General features: G+C 64.4%; 3 protein-coding genes. 1 reads left to right on the top strand and 2 read right to left on the bottom strand.

All coding sequences use genetic code 11. The features are described from left to right. Both JOY90_RS10515 and JOY90_RS10510 read right to left on the bottom strand, forming a co-directional pair. Positions 1-800, bottom strand: an 800-nt coding sequence (locus tag JOY90_RS10515) for an MFS transporter (protein WP_291691068.1), incomplete at its 3' end; no start/stop codon positions are given. 185 nt (positions 801-985) lie between these two features. Further along, the gene (locus JOY90_RS10510) at positions 986-1501 is read right to left on the bottom strand and encodes a YcgN family cysteine cluster protein (protein ID WP_291691067.1); all 516 of its coding nucleotides are present in this window, start codon (positions 1499-1501) and stop codon (positions 986-988) included. Between the two features lie 398 nt (positions 1502-1899). Here JOY90_RS10510 and JOY90_RS10505 point away from each other — a divergent pair. Next, on the top strand, positions 1900-2532 hold a 633-nt coding region (locus JOY90_RS10505; RefSeq protein WP_291691069.1), incomplete at its 3' end, for a biosynthetic peptidoglycan transglycosylase.

The raw sequence follows: 2532 nt of genomic DNA, 5'->3' as shown, positions 1-2532 counted from the left end.
AGGTAGCGGTTGCCGCCCCAGGTCAAGACCAGCATGAACACCACGGCGGACGCCATCAGCAGCAGGCCGCCGAGCCAGTCGACCTCGCGGCGGCGGTGAAACACCGGAATCCTGCGCATCTTCGGCAACAACAGCGCCAGCGCCGCGACCGCCAGCGGCACGTTGATCCAGAAGATCATCGACCAGTGCAGATGCTCGGCGAAGAAGCCACCCAGCACCGGCCCGCCGACGCCGGCCGCAACCCAGACGCCGGAGAAATAGGCCTGGTACTGGCCGCGCTCGCGGGGGCTCACCAGGTCGGAGATCACCGTCTGCACGATCGGCAGGATGCCGCCGCCGCCGAGCCCCTGCAGGGCGCGGGCGAGAATGAGGATGCCCATGTTCGGCGCCACCGCGCACAGCACGGAGCCGGCGATGAACAGGCTCAGCGCCACGATGATCATGGCGCGGCGGCCATAGATGTCGCTCAGGGTGCCGAACACCGGCGCCACCGAGGTCGAGGCCAGCAGATAGGCGGTAATCACCCAGGACAGGTTGGGGACGTCCTGGAACTGGCGGCCGATGGTCGGCAACGCGGTCGCGACGATGGTCTGGTCCAGCGCGGCCAGGAACATCGCCAGCATCAGGCTCATCAGGATGGTGCGGATCTCGGCCGGGGTCAGCGGCGCGCGCGGCGCCAGCGGCGGTGCGTCCGACAGCGCGATCACGTCAGGTGAAAGTTCCGTCAGCTCTTCGGCAAGAGAGGCAGGCAAAGGATGTGAGGCGGCAGGGTCACGGCTCTGCCGTTCGAACTTGTTCATGAGGACATTTTGGCGCTGGCGCGGTGAAGGCCGCGTTGAATTTTTCGAGTCGGATGCAATCTAGGCAATCATTGTGCTCTGCGGCAGACCGTTCCACGCATGGGTGTGTCCCGAAAGCTGTCCTTCGCAATCGCGTGATGGATGGCGCCCGGCGATCCGGCGTTGGACGATTGCCTCCTTGACGATTAGAGCTTGGGCCGCCTCTTCAGCCGCGCCTGCTTCGGCAGGAGCTGCGGCCAGCGGACAATGTGATCCTCAAGGTCGGCGTCGGCGATATCGAGCTCGGTTCCCTCGACCCGCCCGCGCACCGAGACGCCGGCTTCATGCACCGTCTCGGGGTCGCCCGAGATCAGCGGGTGCCACCAATAGAGATCGCGCCCCTCGGCCACCAGGCGATAGCCACAGCTCGGCGGCAGCCAGTTGATGGTGCGGACATTCTCCGGTGTCAGGCGGACGCAATCGGATACTTTTTCTGAACGATTCGCGTAATCCTTGCAGGTGCATAGGCCGGCGTCCAGAAGCTTGCAGGAAACATGGGTGAAGAAGATCCTGCCGGTATCCTCATCCTCGAGCTTCTCCAGGCAGCAGCGGCCGCAGCCATCGCACAGGCTTTCCCATTCGACGTCGGACATCTCCTCCAACGTCTTGGTTTTCCAGAAGAAACCCTCCTGGTCCGAAACTGGTTTGGGCGGCGCGGTCATGGCTGCGAGCGGGCTTCGGAAGCTCCTCAAGAACGGTCACAATCCACTTAGGAGGTGGAGCGGCATGCGCGCAAGTGCGCGGTGAGCACAACCATCGACCGCGAACGCGATCGTCCTGGCCGACGGGCCCGGGCGACCGCCGGCCCCCTTGACTCTGGCGATCAAAAGTCGGCGCAGGTCATTGGTTTAACGGCGCTGCTCAGGTAGATAGAGACTCGCTGTTCATCCGACGACGCTGAAGCGCCCTGGTTTCTGGAAGCGCCTTGGGTTTGCCTTAACAATCCACCAAAATGGCGTCGCGGCACCCCTGCCGGGTGCGCGACCACTTTGCAAGACGAAGAGTCCTCGTGCCGCGCCAGATCATCCCACCGCATTGGAAGACCCGGATCCGGCATTTCATGCTGGATCTCGACGCGCGCATCGATTCCAGCCTGTTCTCCTCCGCCAAGGGCGCCCGCGAGCTCTACGAGCGCTTCTCGACCTTCATGGACCGCTTCTATGTCGGCGGATGGAAGCGCTGGGTGTTCATCGAGCCGTTCTCGGAAGCCGCAACGCTCGGGCTCGGCGGCCTGGTGCTGCTGCTGACGCTGGCGATCCCGGCCTTCCGCGAGACTGCGGACGAGGACTGGCTGAAGAAATCCGACCTCGCGGTCTCGTTCCTCGACCGCTACGGCAACCCGATCGGCAGCCGCGGCATCAAGCACAATGATTCGATTCCGCTGGAGGACTTTCCGGACAACCTGATCAAGGCGACGCTCGCCACCGAGGACCGCCGCTTCTACGAGCATTTCGGCATCGACATCCCCGGCCTGGCGCGTGCGCTCGTCACCAACGCCCAGGCCGGCGGCGTGCGCCAGGGCGGCTCCTCGATCACCCAGCAGCTGGCGAAGAACCTGTTCCTCTCCAACGAGCGCACCATCGAGCGCAAGGTCAACGAGGCGTTCCTGGCGATCTGGCTGGAGACGCGGCTGACCAAGAACGAGATCCTCAAGCTCTATCTCGACCGCGCCTACATGGGCGGCGGCACCTTC

Origin of the sequence: Bradyrhizobium sp. (assembly GCF_019242285.1) — a bacterium.
Taxonomy (GTDB): domain Bacteria; phylum Pseudomonadota; class Alphaproteobacteria; order Rhizobiales; family Xanthobacteraceae; genus Bradyrhizobium.
The sequence above is the reverse complement of the archived record's forward strand: the minus strand, read 5'-3'. Positions and strand labels throughout refer to the sequence as shown.